The organism is Cellulomonas sp. KH9, from assembly GCF_900114185.1.
Taxonomy (GTDB): Bacteria; Actinomycetota; Actinomycetes; order Actinomycetales; family Cellulomonadaceae; genus Cellulomonas.
This window is the reverse complement of sequence record NZ_FOSE01000001.1, coordinates 822,979-839,432: the sequence shown is the minus strand read 5'-3', so window position 1 is coordinate 839,432 and position 16,454 is coordinate 822,979. Positions and strand designations below refer to the sequence as shown.

Here is a 16,454-nt window from a genome sequence, read left to right as displayed (position 1 = left end):
GGACGTCGACGCGCACCCGGCGGGCAGGACCTCGATGTCCTGCGGTTTCGTTCGCGATCTCCTGCCCGCCCTCTATTGAACATGTTCATCTGAACATGTTCGCTGGAACCGTGAACCCTCCTCCCCCGCCGGGGCGCCCCCGTCCGCCGGTCCGGCCTCGCCCGCGGCTCCGGCCGGGTCGGCAGGCCCGACCACGGCCGCGGGTCCGGCCGCCGCAGCCGCGGTGCGCGGCATGAGCGCCCCGCTGACGCCGGCGGCGCTCGGCGGCGTGCAGGCCGCCGTCACCCTCGGCGCGGTGGTGGTCCTGCCGCTGGGTCTGCGCCTGCTCGACGCCGCCGGTGCGCTCCGGGTGCCGCGCCCCCGGTCGGCCGTCTGGCCTCTCGCGGGCGCTGCCGCCGCGCTCGCGCTGCTGCTCCCCCGCGGCCCGGTCGCCGTCGGCGCGGTCCTCCCGTTCGCAGCGGCGACCGTCGCCCTGGCAACGGCGGCCGTGCGCGCCTGGGTCGCACCGACCGGCGGCCGCCGGCGCGACGCGTCCCTCGTCGCGTGCACGGTCGCGCTCGGCCTGACGACCGTCGCCGCGCTCGCACTCGTGGGCGACCGCGCCGGTGCGACGGTGCTGGGCTTCGGCGGGGACCTCCTGCTGCTCACGGTGCCCCACATGCTGTTCACCGGCTTCGGCGCGTGCCTGGCCGCCGGGCTGACCGCCCGCGCCGCGGGTGCCGGCAGGTCGCGGCTCGCCCGCGCCGGTGCCGGCGGCGTCACGCTCGGGGTCGCCGCGGTGCTGGTGGGCTACTTCGTGTCCGACGAGGCGGAGCTGGTCGGGACGGTGGTGCTCACGGCGGGGATCTGGTGCGCCACCGTGGCCGCGTGGCGCGCCGCGGCCGTGCGTGACGGGCCCCGCGCGGCCGCCGGCTGGGCCGGCGCAGCGGTCGTCGGCAGCGTCGTGGCGATGCTGCTGGCGCTGTGGTGGGCCCTCGGGGAGGTCACGGACGTGGCGCACCCCGACCTGTCGTGGATGGTCGCCACCCACGGCGCCGTGAACGCGCTGGTGGTCGTGCTCGGCTCGCTCGTGGCGCTGCGCCTGCGCACGCCCCTGGTGCAGGACGGACCCGCCGCCGGGGCGGGCGGGGGCGCCGCCGTACCCACCGGACCCGGAGGGGGGACACCGTGGACGACGACGAGCTGACGTACGCCCCCGTCGGCGGCACGCGGCGACGGACGGGCCACGCCTGGACCCGCGCGGACGTGCCCCCGGGCTACCGCCCCCTGCGCGCCCGGCACCTGCTCGTCGCGGGCGGCGACGAGACCGCCCGGGCGACCCTCGCGGCGGACCTGCGGACCTGGCGCGTGCACCGCGCGGCGGGGATCCGGGTGCGGACCGACGGTCCGGTGCGCCCTGGTCGCCGAGTCGTCACCCTGCTGGGGATCGGCCCGGCGGCGCTGCGCACCCCGTGCCGGGTCGTGTGGGCGGACGCCGAGGGCTTCGGCTACGGCACGCTCCCGGGTCACTTCGCCGCCGGCGAGGAGGCCTTCCGCGTGGTGCGCCGCGCCGGCGACGTCTGGCTCGAGGTCGAGGCGTACAGCCGCCCGGTCCGCCCGTGGGCACGCGCCCTGGCTCCGGTCGTCCCGCTCGGCCAGGCGCTCTACGTGCGGCTGCTCGCGCACGCCGCCCGGCGGATCCACCGGCGCCGCGGCGTCGTGCACTGACCGCCGCACCCGCGTCCGCACGGGGCGTCGCCGCCGGCGTCGGGCACCGCGGGCGTCAGGGGTGCAGCCCCGCCTCGTCGACGTGCGAGGCGGGCTCCAGCTGGAACGTGCAGTGCTCGACGTCGAAGTGGCCCGACAGGCACGTGCGCAGCTGGCTCAGCACGCGCCCGGTCCCGGCCCTGTCCAGCTCCTCGTCCGTGACGACGACGTGCGCGGAGAGCACCGGCACCCCGGACGTGATGGTCCACGCGTGCAGGTCGTGCACCCCGACGACGCCCGGGACGCCCGCGATGTGCTCACGGACCACGTCGAGGTCGACGCCCTCGGGTGTCGCCTCCAGCAGGACCGCGACGACCTCGCGCAGCAGCAGCACCGCCCGCGGCACGACGAGCGCCGCGATCGCGACCGACGCGATGCCGTCGGCACGTGTGAAGCCCGTGGTGAGCGTGACGACCGCGGCGACGACGACCGCGACGGAGCCGAGCGCGTCGCCGAGCACCTCGAGGTAGGCACCGCGCACGTTGAGCGACTCGTGCCGCCCCCGCCGCAGCAGCAGCATGCCCACCGCGTTGGCGGCCAGCCCCAGCAGGGCGACGCCGAGCATCAGCCCGGACTCCACCTCGGCGGGCTGCACGACGCGGCGGATGCCGCCGATCAGCACCAGGACCCCGACCGTCGCGACGACCAGCCCGTTCGCCAGCGCCGCCAGGATCTCGGCGCGCTGCCACCCGAACGTCCGCCGGGACGTCGCGGGCCGCGCGGCGAGCACGCTCGCCCCGAGCGCCACCGCCAGTCCGGACGCGTCGGTCAGCATGTGCCCGGCGTCCGCGATCAGCGCGAACGACCCCGACACCACACCGCCGACCGCCTCGACGACCATGACCCCGAGCGTCAGCGCCAGCACGGACGCCAGCCGCCCGCGGTGCGCGCCGGCCGCCGTCCCGTGGTCGTGCCGGTGCGCGCTCACGCGCCGGCACGCTCCGCGAGGCCGGCGCCGTGGTGCCCCGCTCCCGGCCCTCGCCGGGTCGCCTCGAGGTCCTGCCACGTCGAGGCGCCGCCCGACTGCGCCGGGCCGCCACCCTGCCGCGCCACCAGCCGCTCGGCGGCCGCCAGCACCTCGTCGATCTCCGGGTCGGCCAGCGCGTAGCGCGTGGCCCGCCCCTCGGGGGTGGCGGTCACCAGGCCCGCCAGGCGCAGGACGGCCAGGTGCGCGGACACCGTCGACTGCGCGTGGCCCAGGGCCGACGTCAGCTCGACGACGCGGTACGACCCGCCGGCGAGCAGGTGGACCAGCGACAGCCGGGTGGGCTCGGCGAGCGCGTGCAGCACCCGCGCGACGTCGCTGTGCGGGTGGTCGTGGGGTGCGTCCTGCGCGGCGGCGGACGCAGCGGCAGTTCTCATCGTCACACGGCGATGATATATCGCCGGGCGGCGCACCCCCGCCCGAGGCGGCCGCACCCCGGCACCGAGGTCAGGCCCACCCCAGGGCGTGCAGCCGGTCGTCGTCGATACCGAAGTGGTGGGCGATCTCGTGCACCACGGTGATCGCGACCTCCTCGACGACCTCGTCCCTGTCCTCGCAGATCGCGAGGGTCGGCAGCCGGTAGACGAAGATCCGGTCCGGCAGCGACCCCGCGGCCCAGAACTCACCCCGCTCGGTGAGCGGGGTGCCCTCGTAGAGCCCCAGCAGCTCCGGCTCGTCGGCCGGCGCCTCGTCCTCGACGAGCACGACGACGTTGTCCATCATCGCCGCGAGCTCCTCGGGGATCTCGTCCAGGGCGTCACGGACCGCGTCCTCGAACTCGTCACGCGTCATCTCGACCACGGGACCATCCTGCCCGGCAGCCCCGGCACCCGCGCCGCGCCGGGCCACCGCACCTGCGGCACGGCCGCTCGCACCCCACCTGACCTGCACAGACGTACGGACTTTGGAGTTCCGGCCGGCACCCCGTATGCTCATCACCGGTCTTCCGACGCCTCGACGTCAGGGGCGGACAACCCGCCCCCATCGTCTAGCGGCCTAGGACCCCGCCCTTTCACGGCGGTAGCACGGGTTCGAATCCCGTTGGGGGTACGAGCAGTTCAGCAGGATGGCTTAGGGTGGCTCCGGTCACCACGAGGCCCCGTAGCGCAGTTGGTTAGCGCGCCGCCCTGTCACGGCGGAGGTCGCGGGTTCAAGTCCCGTCGGGGTCGCTGCGAGGGCCGACCGAGAGGTCGGCTTCCTCGTTGCGAGGCTCTGTAGCTCAGTTGGTAGAGCGTTCGACTGAAAATCGAAAGGTCACCGGATCGACGCCGGTCGGAGCCACACCAGACGGCCCCGCGGGACGCCCGCCGGGGCCGTCGCCATGTCCGGGACCGTGCGACGACGCACCCGCCCCCGACGGCCCGCCGCCACGACGCCCGAGCACCGACCCGCGGTCACCGCAGCGCGCTCGTCGCGCCGAGCGCACCGCGCCGCGGCACGCCGCACCGTGGCAGCCGCGGACCCGCGACGAGCCGGTCACCGGTCCAAGTCGGGCCCATCGTCCCGTCCGCCGCGCAGGCCTGCGCGCCTACCGTGGAGGCACAGCTCCCACCGACCGAGGACACGACCGTGACCACGACGACCGACCGCCCCCGCCCCCGTATCCTCGACCGCCTCACCGACCCGCTCGCCGAGCGTGCGCGGGACCGTATCGAGCGCGCAGAGGACAAGGTGCGGGCCGCGGTCCAGCACGAGCTCGACGCCGTCGGTCGCAGCGTACGGACGCGGGCGGTGCGCATCAGGCCCTCCGCCATCGCCTTCGCCGCCGCGGCCCTGCTGACCGTGATCGGCATCGCGCTCTTCGCCCTCGGCGCGGTCGCCGGCCTGGCGACGGCCCTGCCGGTGTGGCTCTCCGCGCTGCTGGTGGGTGCGACGCTGGTGCTGCTCGCCGCCGGTGCGGCCGCCTGGGGCCGTGCGAAGCTCCCGGCCGGCAACCCCACGATCCCCGTGCCGTCGAGCACGCACCCCGCCGAGGAGCTCGTGCACCCCTGGGTCGACTGAGCCCACCCCCGACCGACGACCTCCTGCGCGGCGCGTCGCGAGCCCCCGCCCTCGCGCGCACCGACTCCTACGGGCAGACTGAAGACCGTCGCAGCACCCGTCCCCGCAGGTGAGAAAGGTCGTCGAATGGCAACGCACTCCGGCTGGGCGGACGATGCCCGCCCCGATGCACCCGAGGACCCCCGGTCGCTCGGTCGCCTGGTCTCCGACCTGAGCGAGCAGGCCACGCGCCTCGTCCGCGCCGAGATCAGCCTGGCGAAGGCCGAGGTGAGCGCCAAGGCCAAGCAGGCGGGCATCGGCATCGGCCTCGTCGCCGGTGCGGCGGTACTCGCGCTCTACGCGCTCGGCACGCTCATCACGACGGCCATCCTGGGCCTGGCCAACGCGGTGTCGCCCTGGCTCGCGGCGCTGATCGTCTCGCTCGTGCTGCTCGCGATCACCGCTGTCCTGGGTCTGCTCGGCGTCAAGCGCCTGCAGAAGGGCATGCCGCCCGTGCCGGACCAGGCCATGGAGAACCTGCAGGAGGACGTCGACACCGTCAAGAAGGGGATGCACCGGTGAGCGCCGAGGAGATCACGCCGACACCCGCCACGGACATCGGCACGCTGACGGCCGAGGCCGCCCTCGCCCGCGCGCAGCTGGCCGAGACCGTCGACGCGCTCGTCGACCGCGTCGACCCGCGCCGGCAGGCCGAGCGGGCCAAGGACCGGGGCCGCCGTCTGGTCTTCGACGCGACGGACCCGGCGGCCCTGCCCGAGGACCGCGCCCGCGCGCGCAAGGTGCTCGCGGTGGCTGGCGTCGTCGTGGCACTGGTGGTCGTGGGCATCGTGCGCCGCGCCACGCGGGACTGACGCCCGGCGCTCACGCGCCGCAGGTACGACGCCGACGGCCGCGGTCGAGCCACCCGGGTGATCCGGGTGGCCCGACCGCGGCCGTCGTGCGTGCCGGAGGCCTGGTGCCGGAGGCCGGCGTCAGGACGTCTCGCACACTCCCCCGCGGTGCGCGCAACACGTCGACGCTGGTGCCCCCTGCGCCGGACCTCAGGACTGCGGGGTCGTCCTGGGCTGCGGGACGCCGTTCAGCAGGTCGCGGACCTCGGACTCGCGGTAGCGGCGGTGCCCGCCGAGCGTGCGGATCGAGGACAGCTTCCCGGACTTGGCCCAGCGGGTCACGGTCTTCGGATCGACCCGGAACAGGGTCGCGACCTCGGACGGGGTGAGGAGCGCTTCGGCCTCTGACGAGTGTGCGGTGGACACTGGATACCTCCCATGTGTGACCGCCCCGACCATCCGAGTCAGGTCACTGGTCCGCGGCGGGGCGTACGTCTTGGTACTGAATCTGACACATCGGGCACCCCGGCAGGTCGTCGGCGACGCGGATCCGGTCGTCGCCACCGTGATCCGGACGCCGAAACCGTCACCACGGCGCTGGGGTGCCGTCGACAACGAGCAGCCTAAACCCGTCGTAATCCGGACACATCTCCGATCGCCACCCGAACGGCGGCGCACGAACGTGTGAGGTTCGTCTCGTGGGACGATTACTCCGATTCGGGGTGCTCTGCACGACGCAGGGTGTGACCAGGGCAAACGTCCTAAGTCGAAGCGCATCAACGCTCTGACGTGCACGAATGGCGGGTCGTGGACACGTTCCCGCGACAGCCCCGACGCACTATGTGATCTGCGTCACACTCGTGTGCGTCGAGGGGTGCTCCCCCGTCCGCCGCGGCCGGCCACCCGTGCGCCGACCCGAGGAACACCCGAGTCAGAGCGGACATCCGCGGAGTCAGCACCTGCCGGCACCTGGCAGGACGTGTCCCAACCCACCCGACGCAGGTGGTCGGAATGGATCGCGACCCTGTACCGTTGCCACACGAAGAGACTCAACAGCACCCGGGGCCGCACGTGTCAGCACGGAGCCGCCCCGCTTCCACGTTAGAGGGGGTCGATGCCATGGGGCGCGGCCGTCAGAAGGCAAAGCAGACGAAGGTGGCGCGGGAGCTGAAGTACTTCAGCCCTGACACCAACTACCGAGCTCTCGAGCAGGAGCTCACGTCGCGCAGCCGCAACGATGTCGTCACGGACAGCCGCCGCAGCGCGGTGAGCACGGACGACGACGACCCCGCCGGTTGGGACCGCTGGCCCCGGGACGACGACTTCTGAGTCTCGGGGACTGATCGGCGCAGACGACCACGGCGCGCGCTCCGACCCCCGGGTCGGAGCGCCGTCGTGCGTCCGCCGGCACCACGCGTGTGACGCGCGCAGGCGCGGTCCACGCGGTGACCCGCTGCTCGCGCCGGCCTTCCGGCTCGCGCCGGCCTTCCGGCTCGCACCGTGACGGGTGCGAGCCCGCGGGCGCCCTCTCCGGCTCCCGCCCGTGCGGTCGAGGTCCTGCGGATCATCACGCCGTGCGGTAGGCCCCGTGCAGCCGGACGGCGCCACCCTGGACGCCCTTGGTGCCCGCGACGACGTCCGCCGCGGTCGCGTCGTCGGCCCGGGCGTCCCGCACCGTGCCGAGCTCCCAGGCGGGCATCCCGAGCTCGCGCGCGGCACGCTGGACGTCGTCCGCCACGTCGGGCGCGACCACCGCGACCATGCCGACACCCAGGTTGAGGGTGCTCTCCAGGTCGCCCCACGGCACGGCCCCGAGGCCCTGCACGAGCGTGAACACCGGGGGCAGCACCCAGGACGCCCGGTCGACGTCCGCGACCAGACCGGGCGGCAGCACGCGGGCCACGTTGGCCGCCAGGCCACCGCCCGTGACGTGGCTGAACACGTGCACCCGGTCCGGCCCGAACCGCTCGACCAGGGCCAGGCAGTCCGACGCGTAGACGCGGGTCGGCTCCAGCAGCTCGGCACCCAGCGTGCGCCCGAGGTCGTCGACGTGCCGGTCCAGGCCCCAGCCGGCGACCTGGACGACGCGGCGCACCAGGGAGTACCCGTTGGAGTGCAGACCCGAGGACCCGAGGGCGACGAGCACGTCGCCCGCCCTGACACGCTCGGGGCCCAGCAGCTCGTTCGCCTCGACCACACCGGTCGCGGCGCCCGCGACGTCGTACTCGTCCGGTGCCAGCAGCCCGGGGTGCTCGGCGGTCTCGCCGCCGACCAGCGCGGTGCCGGCCACCGAGCACGCGGCCGCGATGCCGCGCACGACGTCGGCGATGCGCTCGGGCACCACCCGCCCGCACGCGATGTAGTCCGTCATGAACAGGGGCCGGGCGCCGACCACCACGATGTCGTCGACGACCATGCCGACCAGGTCGAAGCCGATGGTGTCGTGCACGTCCATCGCCTGGGCGATGGCGACCTTGGTGCCCACGCCGTCCGTGGACGTCGCCAGCAGGGGCCGACGGTAGGAGGTGAGCGCCGCCGCGTCGTAGAGGCCCGCGAACCCGCCGACCCCGCCGAGGACCTGGGGGCCGTGGGTCGCCCGCACGGCGTCCTTCATCAGCTCGACGGCCTTGTCCCCCGCCTCCGTGTCCACGCCCGCGGACGCGTACGTGACGGGCTGCGGGGCGCTCACGGGTGCTCCAGCGCGGACGCGCCACCGGCCGCCGGGACGATGCTGAGCAGCCCGTCCTCGGGCTGCCCCAACGGCAGCTGGTTCTGCTCCAGCAGGTGCTTGCCGAGCCGCTCCGACGGGGGCAGCTCGATGGGGTACCGGCCGCTGAAGCACGCGGTGCACAGCTGCGACGCCGGCTGCTCGGTGGCGGTGATCATGCCCTCCTCGGACAGGTAGCCCAGCGAGTCGGCGCCCAGGGACCGGGCGATCTCCTCCACCCCCAGGCCGTTGGCGATGAGCTCGGCGCGCGACGCGAAGTCGATGCCGTAGAAGCAGGGCCACTTCACGGGTGGCGCCGTGATGCGGATGTGGACCTCGGCGGCCCCGGACTCGCGCAGCATCCGCACGAGCGCGCGCTGGGTGTTGCCCCGCACGATCGTGTCGTCGACGACCACGAGGCGCTTGCCGCGGATGACGTCCTTCAGCGGGTTGAGCTTGAGCCGGATGCCGAGCTGGCGCAGCGTCTGCGACGGCTGGATGAACGTCCGCCCGACGTACGCGTTCTTGGTCAGCCCCTGGCCGAACGGGATGCCGGACTTGGCCGCGTAGCCCACCGCGGCGGGCGTGCCCGACTCCGGGACGGGGATCACGAGGTCCGCCTCGACGGGGTGCTCGACCGCGAGCCGGCGCCCCATCGCGACGCGCGCGGCGTGCACGGAGCGCCCGTTGATCGTGGTGTCGGGCCGGGCCAGGTAGACGTACTCGAAGACGCAGCCGGCGCGGTCGATCGAGGCGAACCGGGTCGAGCGCAGCCCGTCGGCGTCGATCGCGATGAACTCGCCGGGCTCGACCTCGCGGACGTACGACGCACCGACGATGTCCAGCGCCGAGGTCTCGGACGCGACGACCCAGCCACGCTCGAGGCGCCCCAGGACCAGCGGACGCACGCCCTGCGGGTCGCGCGCGGCGTACAGCGTGCGCTCGTCCATGAAGACCAGGCAGAAGGCCCCGCGCAGCCGCGGGAGCACCTCGAGGGCCGTGGCCTCCAGCGTGTGGTCGGGGTCCCCCGCGAGCAGCGCCGTGATGAGCGCCGTGTCGGTGGTGTTGCCGCGCGCGAGCTCGCCGCGCCGCTGGCTGCCGTACCGCTCGGCGACGAGGTCGACGAGCTCGGCGGAGTTGGTGAGGTTGCCGTTGTGGCCCAGGGCGACGGTGCCCGCGGCGGTCGCGCCCAGCGTCGGCTGCGCGTTCTCCCACGTCGAGCCGCCGGTCGTCGAGTACCGGGTGTGACCGATCGCGATGTGCCCCTGCAGGGCGTTCAGCGCGGTCTCGTCGAAGACCTGGGAGACCAGGCCCATGTCCTTGTAGACCAGCAGCTGCTGGCCGTTCGACGTCGCGATGCCCGCGGACTCCTGGCCGCGGTGCTGCAACGCGTAGAGGCCGAAGTAGGTGAGCTTCGCCACCTCTTCGCCGGGTGCCCAGACGCCGAAGACCCCGCAGGCATCCTGCGGGCCTTTCTCGCCGGGTAGAAGGTCGTGGTTGAGACGTCCGTCTGCGCGGGGGGCCACGGCACCATGGTGGCACACCGCGGGTCCGCCCGGCTCGCCCGTCCACGCGACGGTGCGGCGGGCACGGCGCCGTCAGTCGCGCGGTGCGGGGCGACGGCCCCGCGTGCTGCGCCGGTCCGCGAGCAGGGCCAGCACCCCGCCCACCAGCGTCCCGACGATGCCCAGCGAGATCACCAGCAGCCAGCGCACCCCGTTCTCGCCGCCCAGGAACGGGAGCACCCCGCCGTCGGCGGTGCCGCTGCTGCCGTCCGACGTCAGGGCCGCGACGACGAGCCCCACGACCATGCCCACCAGCGCACCTGCCACGAGGAACGCGCCGTAGCGCGGCGCGCGACGCACGGTGGCCGGGACGGCGACCCGTACGAGCTCGGCCTCGTCGGGCACGTCGCCCGTCGTCCGGGGAGCGGCGGGCGGGGGTGCGGCCGGGGCCGTCGGCGCCGGGACGTCCCGGCGGGTGTCGTCGTGGGCGTCGTCGGGGCGGGGCGTGTCGGGCACGGGACGATCGTAGGTCAGCGGCTCCGCGCCGCCTGCAGCGGCAGCAGGTGGCGGAGGTCGGCCCGCTCACCCGACGCGTGCACGCGTCCCGCCGCCACCGCCTCGTCCCACGTGACGTCACCGGCGGCGAGCGCCAGCCACGTCGCCGGGTCGGTCTCCACCACGTTGGGCGGCGTCCCACGGGTGTGGCGCGGCCCCTCGACCGCCTGCACGGCGCCGTCGGGCGGCACGCGGACCTCGACGGCGTTGCCGGGGGCCAGGTCCGCGAGCTCCTCGAGGGTGAAGCGCACCGCGGTGCGGCGCACGGCGGTCGCGGCGCCCGCGGGGTCGGCGCGCCACGCCTGCAGCGCGGCGCGCCCGTCGGTGGGGTCGGTACGGCGACGCGGTGGCACGTCCACCATCCTCCCCCACGTGCCGGGACGTCCGCCCGCGGCGCGTGCTCAGTCCTGCCCGTCCAGCCACGCCAGCACGGCCCGGACCCGGCGGTGGTCGTCGGGCCCGACGGGCAGGTCGAGCTTGGTGAAGATGCTGCCGATGTGCTTGGCGACGGCCTTCTCGGTGACGACCAGGGCCGCGGCCACACCGGCGTTGGAGCGCCCCTGCGCCATCAGCGCCAGCACCTCGCGCTCACGCGCCGTGAGGCGTGCCAGCGGCGATGCCCGCCGCCGGGCCATGATCGCCGCGACCACCTCCGGGTCGAGCACCGTCCCACCGGCGGCCACGGTGCGCACGGCCTCGACGAAGCCGGCGGGATCGGACACCCGCTCCTTGAGCAGGTAGCCGACCGCGCCGGCGCCGTCGGCCAGCAGCTCGCGCGCGTACAGGTGCTCGACGTACTGGCTCAGCACCATCACCGGAAGCCCCGGCCGGCGGCGGCGCGCCTCGATCGCGGCGCGCAGGCCCTCGTCGCTGAACCCCGGCGGCAGCCGCACGTCGACGACGGCGACGTCGAGGGTCGGGTCCGCGAGCGCGACCTCGAGCGCCGGGGCGTCCTCGACGGCCGCGACGACCTCGCAGCCGTGCGCCGTGAGCAGCCGGATCAGACCGTCGCGGAGGAGGGCGAGGTCTTCGGCGAGGACCACGCGCACGGCACCTCCAGGTGGATCACGGTCGGACCGCCCGGCGGGCTGTCGACCCCCATCGTGCCGTCGAACGCCGCCACCCGGGCGCGGACGCCCTGCAGACCCGACCCGCGGGCGGGGTCCGCCCCGCCGACGCCGTCGTCGCCGACCTCGACGCGCAGCACCGGGCCGGCGGCGTCCAGCCGGACCCACGCCCGCGACGCGTCGGCGTGCTTGACGACGTTGGCCAGCGACTCGGCGACCGCGAAGTACGCGGCCGACTCGACGGCCGGCGGCGGTCGCCCGGGCAGCCGGTCGGTCAGCGTGACGGGCACGGCCAGGTCCAGGGCGAGCGCCTCGACCGCACCCGACAGGCCACGGTCGGCGAGCACCGGCGGGTGGATCCCCTGGACCAGCTCGCGCAGGTCCCGCAGCACGGCCGCGGTGGTGCCGCGGGCCTCGGCGAGCAGGGCGCGGGCCTGGTCCGGGTCGTCGGCCATCAGCTCGGCGACCAGGCCCAGGGTGAGGCCCAGCGACACGAGCCGGGCCTGCGCCCCGTCGTGCAGGTCCCGCTCGATGCGCCGCAGCTCGGCGGCCGCGTCGTCGACGCTCCGCGACCGCGAGGCCGCCAGGTCCCGCACCCGCTGCTCGAGCAGCGCCTGCCGGCCGGGCGACAGCAGGGCGGCGTCCGCCGCGGCACGCGCCCGCCCCAGCGCGTCGCCCCCGCGCCACCACGTCCACGCCGCCAGGACGGCGAGCGCGACGAGCGCGAGCGCCCAGGGCCAGGGCGTGCCCGCGGCGGCCGGCAGCACCAGCGCGAGCACGACGGCGGCGACCGCCACCGGCACCAGCAGGACCACCAGTGCGCTGAGCAGCAGCCCGCCCGTGGCCGCGAAGCCCACCCACCCGAGCAGACGCCAGGCGTCCGCGTCCACGAGCCAGCGCCACCCCTGGCGGAACGGCTCGCCGGCGCTGCGGCTCAGGGCCGCCACGTCCACCTCCCGCAGCCTGCCGTCGGCACCGAGCCCCCACACGGCCGGGTCCAGCAGCGGCGACGGGTCCTGCGCCCGCAGCGCGACCAGCGGCACCGGGTGCCCCAGGGCGGACGTGGCGAGGCCACGTGCCGCGCGGGCGAGGCCGTGGACCGCCGGCAGCACGGCGCGCAGCAGCGCGAGCCCGACACCCAGCGGGGCGAGCACCAGGCCCACGACGGCGGCGACCGTCAGCAGCAGGCTCGGCACGGCGAGCAGGACGAGCGCGAGCGACCTGCCGGTCGCGGCCCAGGGGGTACGGCGTTCCATGCCGCCCATCCTGGCCGCGGGCGCACCGGTTGTCGGGGGTGCCAGGTCCACCATCCGTCCGGGTGCAGCCACTCCTGACCCGCACCACCCCGCCGGGACAGCGTGGACCCGACCGCTCGTCGAGCCCTCGGAGGCCACCATGCGCACCCTCGGACACCGTCCCGCACCCCGCGGACCCGCCCCCGACCCGACCGCGGGAGCCGCGCCCCGCGCGGTGGCCCACGGCCCGGTCTCCCGCGTCGCCGTCCGCGCCGCCCGCTGGAGCGCGACCCACCCGGCGTGGGCGATCGGCGGGTGGTTCGCGCTCGTGGCCGTGTGCGCCGCGCTCACCGCCCTCGTGCCCACGCAGACGATCCAGGACGAGGACACGGGCGTCGGCGGGTCGGGCACCGCTGCGTCGTGGGTCGCGGAGTCCGGGCTCGCGGAGCCGGACACGGAGCTCGTCCTGCTCACCGCCGGGCCGGAGGGCCTCGACGCGGCGCTCGCCGGCGCCGAGGACCTCGCGCGGACGCTCACCGGGCGCCCGGAGGTGTCCGCGGTGGGGCCCCCGGTCCCCGCACCCGACGGCTCCGCCGTGCTCGTCGCGGTCGAGCTGCTCGACGGGACCGACGACGTGGCCCCGCTCGCGCAGGCCGTCACGGAGGTCGCCGACCGCCATCCCGGGCTCGACGTGGAGCAGGCCGGCGAGGTGTCGCTGCAGGCCGCGATCGACGAGCGGGTCGCCGAGGACCTGGTGGGTGCCGAGATCGTCTCGCTGCCCGTCACGCTCCTGCTCATGCTGCTGGCGTTCGGCGCGGTCGTCGCCGCCGGGATCCCCGTGCTGCTCGCCGTGTCGAGCGTCGCGGCGACGCTCGGGATCTCCGCCGTCCTGTCGCACCTCGTGCCGGCCGACCCGACGGTCGCGAGCATGGTCGTCCTCATCGGGATGGCCGTCGGCGTCGACTACACGCTCTTCTACCTCAAGCGGGAGCGCGAGGAGCGCGCCCGGGGACGCAGCACGCTGGACGCGGTGGAGATCGCCGCCGAGACGTCGGGGCACGCGATCGTCGTCTCCGGTGCCGCGGTCGCCGTGTCGTTGTCCGCGCTGTACCTGCTGCAGCTCGCGACGTTCTCGTCCCTCGCGACGGGCGCCGTCGCCGTGGTCGCCGTCTCCGTGGTCGGCTCCCTGACGGTGCTGCCCGCGCTGCTGGTCACCCTGGGGCACCGGGTCGACCGCCCGCGCGTGCCGCTGCTGTGGCGGGTGCAGCGCCGCGTCGGACCGGGCGCCGTCAGCCGTCGGGTCCTGGGCCCCGCCGTGCGGCACCCGCTCGCTGCCGTGGTGGTGGCAGGCCTGGTCACGCTCGCCGCCGCCGCGCCCGCGCTGGGCATGCGGCTGCACGGCGGCGACCTCGACACCCTGCCGCCCGACCTGGCGGAGGTGCGCACCCTCACCCGCGTCGCCGACACGTTCCCGTCGCGCGGGGAGACGGTCGTCGTCGTGGTGCGCGGCGACGCCGCTCAGCAGGCCGAGGTCGTCGCGGCGCTCGGGTCCTTGCGGTCCGCCGCCCTGGCCACGGGCCGGTTCACCGACCTGGGCGACGTCCCGCCCGTCGCCTCCGACGACGGCCGCACCCACGTCCTGGAGCTGGCGGTGCCGCTGCGGAGCGCCGACCCCGCCCTGGACGACGTGGTGCGCGAGGTCCGTGACGACCTGGTCCCGGCCGCGCTCGACGGCCTGGACGTCGAGGCCGTCGTCGGTGGCTGGCCCGCGGCCGACCTGGACCGCACGCAGCGGCAGTCCGAGCGGATGCCCTGGGTGATCGGGGTCGTGCTGCTGCTGACCTGCGTGACCATGGCCGTCTCGTTCCGCAGCGTGCCGCTCGCGCTGGTCTCGACCGCGCTGAACCTGCTGTCGGTGGGCGTCGCCTTCGGGGTGCTGCGCCTGGTCTTCCAGGAGGGTTGGCTGGCGGGCGTGCTCGGGTTCGCGACCCCGGGCTTCGTCATCGACTGGGTGCCGCTGTTCGTCATGGTGGTGCTCGTCGGCCTGTCGATGGACTACCACGTCTTCGTGCTCAGCCGGGTGCGGGAGCGGGTGGCGCGGGGTGTGGCCGCCCGGGACGCCGTGCGTGACGGCGTGGCCGACTCCGCCGGTGTCGTCACGAGCGCCGCGGCGGTGATGGTCTCGGTGTTCGCGATCTTCGCCACGCTCAGCATGCTGGAGATGAAGATGCTCGGGGTGGCGCTCGCCGTGGCGATCCTCGTCGACGCGACCCTCGTGCGGCTGGTGCTGCTGCCCGGGCTGCTCACGCTCCTCGGGGACCGCGTGTGGCGCGACCGGCCGGCCGCCCCCGACCCGGCACCGACGGGACCCGTCGGACCCCTTGAGGCGGCCGCACCCGCGCGGCTAGGGTCCGGGTCATGACCTCGACCCGCACCCACGTCACGTGGTGGCGGCTGCCCTGACGCAGCCGTGGGTCACCCGCCGAGCTGCTCACGCGGCTCGGCGGGTCCACGTCAGGTCCCTGCGCGGCCGCGCGACGGCTCCTCCCCGAGGAGAGCACCGCCATGCCGACCACCGCCCGCTCCGCCCCGTCCGCCGGCCCGTCCCCCGCTCCCGGTGCCGGGGTCCGTCGGGGGCCGGACCACACCCCGCGTGACCACGACCGCCCCGACGTCCTGACGCTCGAGGAGGTCCTGGCGCGCGACCCCGGCGACGTCCGGGTGCTCACGGGCGACCGCCCGACGGGTCCGCTGCACGTGGGGCACCTGTTCGGCACCCTCGCGATGCGCGTCGCGCTGCAGCGGCACGGCGTCGAGACCTTCGTCGTCGTCGCGGACTACCAGGTGGTCACCGACCGGGACGACGCCGGCGACCTGCCCGCGACCGTGCGGGAGGTGGTGCTCGACCAGCTCGCCGCCGGGCTCGACCCCGAGACCACGACGGTCTTCGTGCACTCGGACGTCCCGGCCGTGCACCAGCTCATGCTGCCGTTCCTGTCGCTGGTGTCCGTCGCGGAGCTCGACCGCAACCCCACGGTCAAGGCCGAGCTCGCCGCGTCCGGGCGCGGGCTGTCCGCCCTGCTGCTGACGTACCCCGTGCACCAGGCCGCGGACATCCTCTCGGTGCGCGGCACCCTCGTCCCCGTGGGGCGCGACCAGCTGCCGCACCTGGAGCTGACGCGCACCATCGTCCGGCGGTTCGACCGCCGGTACGGGCCCGTGCTCACCGAGCCGTCCGCGCTGCTGTCGCAGGCGCCGCTCGTGCTGGGCACGGACGGGGCCAAGATGAGCAAGAGCCGCGGCAACGCGATCGAGCTGCGCGCGGACGCCGACGCCACGGCGGCCGCGGTGCGCGGGGCGCGGACGGACGCCGGACGCACCATCACCTACGACCCGGCGGGGCGCCCCGAGGTCTCCAACCTGCTGCTGCTCGGTGCGCTGGCGTCGGGGCGGACGCCGCAGGCCCTCGCGGACGAGATGGCGGACGGGGGTGCCGCGGCGCTCAAGGCGTACGTCACCGACGCCCTCGTCGCGCACCTCGCGCCGCTGCGGGCCCGCCGGGCCGAGCTGGCGCGCGACCCGTTCGTCGTGCGCGACGTGCTGACCCGCGGGGCTGCGCGGGCGGCCCAGGAGGCGGACGCGACACTGGCCGACGTCCGGCGCGCGATGCGGCAGACGTCCTGACGGGCCCCGTGACGCGCGGCCCTCGGACGTGCGGCTCCTCGAACGCGCGGCCCCTCGAACGCGCGGCTCCTCGAACGCGCGGCCCCTCGAACGCGCGAGGGCGGTCCGGCAGCTGCCGGACCGCCCTTCGCGGGTGGAT

The 16,454-nt window shown here is 75.6% G+C and carries 18 protein-coding genes and 3 tRNA genes; 11 read left to right on the top strand and 10 right to left on the bottom strand.

Annotated features, from left to right (window positions below):
• Nucleotides 1–232 precede the first annotated feature (232 nt).
• Nucleotides 233–1,186, top strand: a complete 954-nt coding sequence (locus BMZ16_RS03720; RefSeq protein ID WP_089798210.1) for a YndJ family protein — start codon at nt 233–235, stop codon at nt 1,184–1,186.
• The gene (locus tag BMZ16_RS03715; RefSeq protein ID WP_089798209.1) at nt 1,168–1,707 is read left to right on the top strand and encodes a DUF1990 family protein; all 540 of its coding nucleotides are present in this window, start codon (nt 1,168–1,170) and stop codon (nt 1,705–1,707) included. The genes BMZ16_RS03720 and BMZ16_RS03715 overlap by 19 nt, the downstream gene beginning before the upstream one ends.
• 55 nt (nt 1,708–1,762) lie before the next feature.
• Here the strand turns inward: BMZ16_RS03715 and BMZ16_RS03710 are convergent, their stop codons facing one another.
• The 3 genes from BMZ16_RS03710 to BMZ16_RS03700 form a co-directional block, all read right to left on the bottom strand.
• Complete coding sequence (locus tag BMZ16_RS03710; RefSeq protein WP_089798208.1) at nt 1,763–2,674, bottom strand: cation diffusion facilitator family transporter; 912 nt, start codon at nt 2,672–2,674, stop codon at nt 1,763–1,765.
• On the bottom strand, nt 2,671–3,108 hold the full coding sequence (locus BMZ16_RS03705; RefSeq protein WP_089798207.1) for an ArsR/SmtB family transcription factor: 438 nt from the start codon (nt 3,106–3,108) through the stop codon (nt 2,671–2,673). Before BMZ16_RS03705 ends, BMZ16_RS03710 begins: the two co-directional genes overlap by 4 nt.
• A 70-nt stretch (nt 3,109–3,178) precedes the next feature.
• Nucleotides 3,179–3,523 (bottom strand): metallopeptidase family protein, encoded by a 345-nt coding sequence (locus BMZ16_RS03700; RefSeq protein ID WP_089798709.1) that lies wholly within the window; start codon nt 3,521–3,523, stop codon nt 3,179–3,181.
• A gap of 185 nt (nt 3,524–3,708) precedes the next feature.
• On the opposite strand from BMZ16_RS03700, the gene BMZ16_RS03695 reads away from it, so the two are divergent.
• From BMZ16_RS03695 to BMZ16_RS03670, 6 genes are all read left to right on the top strand, one after another.
• A tRNA-Glu gene (locus BMZ16_RS03695) sits at nt 3,709–3,781 on the top strand.
• Between the two features lie 45 nt (nt 3,782–3,826).
• Nucleotides 3,827–3,900 (top strand) — tRNA-Asp (locus tag BMZ16_RS03690).
• Nucleotides 3,901–3,939: 39 nt separating this feature from the next.
• Nucleotides 3,940–4,012, top strand: a tRNA-Phe gene (locus BMZ16_RS03685).
• A gap of 288 nt (nt 4,013–4,300) precedes the next feature.
• The gene (locus tag BMZ16_RS03680) at nt 4,301–4,732 is read left to right on the top strand and encodes a phage holin family protein (protein WP_089798708.1); all 432 of its coding nucleotides are present in this window, start codon (nt 4,301–4,303) and stop codon (nt 4,730–4,732) included.
• A gap of 126 nt (nt 4,733–4,858) precedes the next feature.
• Entirely contained in the window at nt 4,859–5,293 is a 435-nt protein-coding gene (locus BMZ16_RS03675; RefSeq protein ID WP_089798206.1) for a phage holin family protein, read from the top strand.
• On the top strand, nt 5,290–5,583 hold the full coding sequence (locus BMZ16_RS03670; RefSeq protein ID WP_089798205.1) for a DUF3618 domain-containing protein: 294 nt from the start codon (nt 5,290–5,292) through the stop codon (nt 5,581–5,583). Before BMZ16_RS03675 ends, BMZ16_RS03670 begins: the two co-directional genes overlap by 4 nt.
• 189 nt (nt 5,584–5,772) lie before the next feature.
• On the opposite strand, the gene BMZ16_RS03665 is transcribed toward BMZ16_RS03670, so the two are convergent.
• Nucleotides 5,773–6,021 carry a BldC family transcriptional regulator gene (locus BMZ16_RS03665; protein WP_089798204.1) on the bottom strand — a complete coding sequence of 83 codons (249 nt, stop codon included), beginning with the start codon at nt 6,019–6,021 and terminating at the stop codon, nt 5,773–5,775.
• A gap of 660 nt (nt 6,022–6,681) precedes the next feature.
• Here BMZ16_RS03665 and BMZ16_RS03660 point away from each other — a divergent pair.
• Nucleotides 6,682–6,891 carry a DUF3073 domain-containing protein gene (locus BMZ16_RS03660; RefSeq protein ID WP_089798203.1) on the top strand — a complete coding sequence of 70 codons (210 nt, stop codon included), beginning with the start codon at nt 6,682–6,684 and terminating at the stop codon, nt 6,889–6,891.
• Nucleotides 6,892–7,129: 238 nt separating this feature from the next.
• On the opposite strand, the gene purM is transcribed toward BMZ16_RS03660, so the two are convergent.
• The 6 genes from purM to BMZ16_RS19170 all read right to left on the bottom strand — a co-directional run bounded on the left by purM (nt 7,130) and on the right by BMZ16_RS19170 (nt 12,652).
• Nucleotides 7,130–8,251, bottom strand: coding sequence for a phosphoribosylformylglycinamidine cyclo-ligase (gene purM / locus BMZ16_RS03655; protein ID WP_089798202.1), 1,122 nt, complete (start codon nt 8,249–8,251; stop codon nt 7,130–7,132).
• Nucleotides 8,248–9,795: an amidophosphoribosyltransferase gene (purF, locus tag BMZ16_RS03650; protein WP_089798201.1), complete on the bottom strand. Its 1,548-nt coding sequence runs from the start codon at nt 9,793–9,795 to the stop codon at nt 8,248–8,250. Before purF ends, purM begins: the two co-directional genes overlap by 4 nt.
• A 72-nt stretch (nt 9,796–9,867) precedes the next feature.
• Nucleotides 9,868–10,290, bottom strand: a complete 423-nt coding sequence (locus tag BMZ16_RS03645; protein ID WP_255366328.1) for a histidine kinase — start codon at nt 10,288–10,290, stop codon at nt 9,868–9,870.
• 14 nt (nt 10,291–10,304) lie between these two features.
• Nucleotides 10,305–10,682, bottom strand: coding sequence for a sterol carrier family protein (locus tag BMZ16_RS03640; protein ID WP_089798706.1), 378 nt, complete (start codon nt 10,680–10,682; stop codon nt 10,305–10,307).
• Between the two features lie 48 nt (nt 10,683–10,730).
• Nucleotides 10,731–11,378, bottom strand: coding sequence for a LuxR C-terminal-related transcriptional regulator (locus tag BMZ16_RS03635; RefSeq protein WP_089798200.1), 648 nt, complete (start codon nt 11,376–11,378; stop codon nt 10,731–10,733).
• Nucleotides 11,330–12,652 (bottom strand): histidine kinase, encoded by a 1,323-nt coding sequence (locus BMZ16_RS19170; protein WP_089798199.1) that lies wholly within the window; start codon nt 12,650–12,652, stop codon nt 11,330–11,332. The genes BMZ16_RS03635 and BMZ16_RS19170 overlap by 49 nt, the downstream gene beginning before the upstream one ends.
• Before the next feature lie 139 nt (nt 12,653–12,791).
• Between BMZ16_RS19170 and BMZ16_RS03625 the strand changes: the two genes are divergently transcribed.
• Both BMZ16_RS03625 and trpS read left to right on the top strand, forming a co-directional pair.
• Nucleotides 12,792–15,053: an MMPL family transporter gene (locus tag BMZ16_RS03625; protein WP_089798198.1), complete on the top strand. Its 2,262-nt coding sequence runs from the start codon at nt 12,792–12,794 to the stop codon at nt 15,051–15,053.
• Nucleotides 15,054–15,196: 143 nt separating this feature from the next.
• On the top strand, nt 15,197–16,315 hold the full coding sequence (gene trpS, locus BMZ16_RS03620) for a tryptophan--tRNA ligase (RefSeq protein ID WP_089798197.1): 1,119 nt from the start codon (nt 15,197–15,199) through the stop codon (nt 16,313–16,315).
• The last annotated feature ends 139 nt before the right edge of the window (nt 16,316–16,454 follow it).